The sequence below is a fragment of the Pseudokineococcus marinus genome (genome assembly GCF_013004605.1).
GTDB lineage: Bacteria > Actinomycetota > Actinomycetes > Actinomycetales > Quadrisphaeraceae > Pseudokineococcus > Pseudokineococcus marinus.
This window is the reverse complement of the sequence record NZ_JABEMA010000276.1, coordinates 1-4144: the sequence shown is the minus strand read 5'-3', so window position 1 is coordinate 4144 and position 4144 is coordinate 1. Positions and strand designations below refer to the sequence as shown.

4 protein-coding genes are annotated in these 4144 nt (G+C 75.1%); 2 read left to right on the top strand and 2 right to left on the bottom strand.

The window, feature by feature from the left end; genetic code table 11:
- Positions 1–43 precede the first annotated feature (43 nt).
- A complete protein-coding gene (locus tag HLB09_RS13930) occupies positions 44–829 on the bottom strand; it encodes an IclR family transcriptional regulator (RefSeq protein ID WP_171203944.1) in 786 nt (261 codons plus the stop codon).
- A gap of 269 nt (positions 830–1098) precedes the next feature.
- On the opposite strand from HLB09_RS13930, the gene HLB09_RS13925 reads away from it, so the two are divergent.
- Entirely contained in the window at positions 1099–2418 is a 1320-nt protein-coding gene (locus HLB09_RS13925) for an aromatic ring-hydroxylating oxygenase subunit alpha (RefSeq protein WP_212771093.1), read from the top strand.
- A 23-nt stretch (positions 2419–2441) separates the two neighbouring features.
- Positions 2442–3650: an FAD-binding oxidoreductase gene (locus HLB09_RS13920; RefSeq protein WP_212771092.1), complete on the top strand. Its 1209-nt coding sequence runs from the start codon at positions 2442–2444 to the stop codon at positions 3648–3650.
- Between the two features lie 70 nt (positions 3651–3720).
- On the opposite strand, the gene HLB09_RS19475 is transcribed toward HLB09_RS13920, so the two are convergent.
- A partial coding sequence (locus HLB09_RS19475) for an FAD-dependent monooxygenase (RefSeq protein WP_171203942.1) occupies positions 3721–4144 on the bottom strand: 424 nt, incomplete at its 5' end.

Sequence of the window (4144 nt, the reverse complement as noted above, 5' to 3'; positions counted from 1 at the left end):
CGGGGCGTCCGGCGGGCGGAGCGGTCAGCGGGAGGGGCGGCGCTCAGCCGCGCCGCAGGGCGCCGAGGCGCCAGGCAGCGCGCTCGGCGGCGCCCGTGAGCCGCTCCACCAGACCGGGCAGCGTCTCGTCGGTGAGGCGGTAGGTGGGCCCGCTCACCGTCATCGCCGCCACGGGGGTCCCCTCGGCGCCGAGGACGGGCGCGGCGGCGACCACGAGGCCGACCTCGTGCTCCTCGCGGGTCGCTGCCCACCCCTGCTCGCGGACCCGCGCCAGCTCGGCGCGCAGCGCGTCGGGGTCCACGATGGTCGAGGCCGTGAAGCGCTCGAGCCCGCCGCGCACCAGCTCGTCCACGCGCGCCGCCGGCAGGCGGGCGAGGAAGACCTTGCCCGCCGCCGTCGCGTGCAGCGGGTCGTGCTTGCCGACGAAGTCGCGGCTGGCGAGGATCGCGTCGCCGACCGCCTGGTACACGGTGATGATCTGGCGGCCGTCGCTCACCACGAGGTTCACCGTCTCGCCGACCTCCGCCGCGAGCGCGTCGCACAGCGGGCGGCACGCGCTCACGACGTCGTCGGGCCGGCTGGCGGCGGCCGCGAGCTGCAGCACCGTGCGGCCGAGCCGGTAGGCGCCCCGGTCGGCGTCCTGGCTCACGAGGCCGCGCGCCTCGAGCGTGGCGAGGAGGCGGTGGGCCGTGGCCTTGTGCACGCCCACGTCCGCCGCGATCTCGGTGACGCCCGCGGAGCCCAGCGAGGCCAGTGACTGGAGGATGGAGACGGCCCGCTCGACGGACTGGACCGTCGGCGCCCGGGTGGCCACCTCGCTCTCGCTCACGCGACGACGGTAACCACGGCGCGGGCCCGCCCCGGGCCGTGGACGGGCGCTGCGGCCCGCTCCCGCCCGAGGTGGTGCGGAAGTCCGTGCGCCCCCTTGACACACCTGTGACCTGCTCACATGCTCGCCGTATCGGCAGGAGAGACCGTCGCGCGATGCGAGACGCAACCTCCTCGGCCGAGGGCGTATCCGACCGCCGCACCCCTCGCCCCCGGCGTGCCCCACCCGCCACCCCGCAGTCCGCTCAGCACGAGATGGAGGTGGTCCCCGTGACCGCCGAGCTCCAGGAGTCCAGCGCCACCACGACGAGCGAGCGGGTGCCGGTCGCCGAGCTCCTGCGCCGGCGCCGCCCGGGCACGAGCCTCGAGAGCGCCTTCTACACCGACGAGGACGTCCACGCGCTCGACCTCGACGTCGTCTTCTCCCGCCAGTGGATCTTCGCCGCGGCGGCCGCCGAGATCCCCGAGGCGGGCGACTACCTCACCGTCGACGTGGGCTCCTCCTCGGTCGTCGTCGTCCGCGACGACGACGAGCAGGTCCGCGCCTTCCACAACGTGTGCCGCCACCGCGGGTCCCGGCTGCTCGAGGACCGCGGCTTCGTCGGCAACATCGTGTGCCCCTACCACCGCTGGACGTACGACCTCGAGGGCTCGCTGCTCCACGCGGAGGCGCAGCCGCCGGGCTTCGACAAGACCTGCTTCTCGCTGCGGCCCGTGCACGTGCGCGACCTCGCCGGTCTCGTGTTCATCTGCCTCGCCGACGAGGCGCCGGAGGACTTCGACGCCGTCGCGGAGCTCGTCGAGCCGCACCTGCGGCCCTACCGGCTCGGCGAGGCGAAGGTCGCCGCGCAGCACGACCTCGCGGAGCAGGGCAACTGGAAGCTCGTCATGGAGAACAACCGGGAGTGCTACCACTGCGACGGGCACCCCGAGCTCATCACCGCCTACTTCCCCCTCTTCGCCTACGACGAGGAGGACATCAGCCCCCGCCTCCGCCCCCTGTACGAGCGGTACCAGCGGGCGGCGGCGGACCTGGAGGTCGTCCGCCGGGCGCAGGGGGTGCCGATGGTCGACCACCGCCAGCTCGCCGACCGCGTCGTGGGCTTCCAGCTCACGCACATGCCGCTCGACGGCGAGGGCAGGTCCTTCGGCGCGCACGGCGCCTCGCTCAGCCGCCGGCTGCTCGGCGACGTGCAGGACCCCGTCTTCGGCGACCTGTCGATCCACCTGCAGCCGAACTCGTGGTTCCACGTCCTCGGCGACCACGCCGTCGTCTTCTCCGTCATGCCGACGTCGGTGTCGACGAGCGTCCTGCGCACGACCTGGCTGGTGCACCCCGACGCCGAGGAGGGGGTCGACTACGACCTCGCGACCCTCCGGGCGGTCTGGGACGCGACCAACGAGCAGGACCGGGCGCTGGTCGCCGCGACGCAGAAGGGCGTCGCCGACCCGGCGTACGTCCCGGGGCCCTACTCGATGGTCGAGGACGACGTCGAGGCCTTCGTCAGCTGGTACGTCACCCGGCTGCGCGAGCACCTCGGGCCGGACGCCGTGCCGCCCACCGTCCCCGACGCCCGCTCGGGCGACTGAGCGCCGCCGCAGGAGGGCCGCCCGTGTCCACCACCACCGACGCCCTCGCCGAGGCCGTCACCGTCCCGGCGGTGCACCAGGTCGCGCACCCGTCCACGCTCTCCTGCTGGGGGGACGCCGAGGACGAGTCCGTGCTCGTCTGCCGGCACGTGCGCGACATCAGCCACGACACGAAGAGCTTCACCTTCGCGACGAAGGGGGACGGGCACCTCTTCCACTTCGAGCCCGGCCAGTTCGTCACCCTGCGGCTCACCGTCGACGGCGTGGAGCGGATGCGCTCCTACACCGTGTCCTCGCCCCCCACGCGCCCGTACCTGCTCACCATCACGGTCAAGCGCCAGCCGGGCGGCGTCGTCTCGGAGTGGCTGCACGCCCACGTGCGCGAGGGCAGCGAGCTCGTCGTCCACGCCCCGCTCGGGGGCTTCACCACCGTCCGCCACCCGGCCGACAAGTACCTCTTCCTCGCCGCCGGCTCCGGCATCACGCCGATGATGTCCATGGCGCGGACGCTCGTGGACCTCGGCTCGACGGCGGACGTCGTCCTGCTCAACAGCGTGCGCACCCCGGCGGACGTCATCTTCCGCGACGAGCTGCGCGCCATGGACGCCATCGGCACCCACCTGCGCGTCGAGACCCTCGCCAGCACCGTCCCGGAGGGGGAGCGGTGGCGGGGCCACCGCGGGCGGCTGGACGCGCAGCGCCTCGCGGACCTCGTGCCGGACCTGCGCGAGCGGGAGGTCTTCGTCTGCGGCCCCGAGCCGTACATGCGGATGGTGCGGGAGGCGCTGCTCGCCGTCGGCCACGACCCCGCGCGCCGGCACGAGGAGACCTTCACCTTCGAGGAGCTGCCGCGCGCCGAGTTCGGCGACGGCGTGGCCGACGCCCTGGTGCCCTACGAGCCGACGGACGCCCACGGGCAGCCGCTCGCGGGCGGCGCCGACGAGCCGGCCGCGGAGGAGGGGGCGACGCCCACGTACGTCGTCCAGCTCACGCGCAGCGGGCGCAGCATCGAGTGCGGGGCGGACGAGACGGTGCTGCAGGCCGCCTTCCGCGCCGGGCTCACGCCGCCGTCGTCGTGCAGCGAGGGCGTGTGCGGCACGTGCAAGGCGACCCTCCTCGAGGGGGAGGTGGACATGCAGCACAACGGCGGCATCCGGCCGCGCGAGGTCAGGATGGGCAAGGTGCTGCTCTGCTCCTCGAAGCCCCTCGGCAACCTGTCGATCGAGGCGTAGGTCGTTCGAGGCGGGGCGTTCGAGGCGCAGGGCTCGGGGGCGACGCCCGAGCCGTTCGCGGCTCGCGAGGTCAGCCCGCGAGGGCGGCGCTGCTGCGGCGCACCATCGAGCCCCACAGCCCGAGCGCCCAGGCGTCGGGCAGGGAACGCATGACGCCGCGGCTCAGCGCGCGGTGGGTGATCGCCTGCTCGCTGCCGGCCAGGGCCGCCACGGGGCGGACCTGGCGCGCCCGTCGGGCCTCGTAGCCCCGCAGCGCCGCCGCCACGTCGGCCGTCGCGGCCCCGACCGGGAGGACCGCCAGCGCGGCGGCCAGCGCGTGGGCGTCCTCGAGCGCCTGGTTGACCCCCTGGCCGAGGCTCGGGGGCATGACGTGCGCGGCGTCGCCGACGAGCGTGACGGCGCCCGCGCCCCACACGGCGGGCACGGGAGCGGTGCGGTGGTCCCAGCCCGTGGGGCCGCCCTCCGCCGCGTCGTCGGGGCGGCCGAGCGCCGCG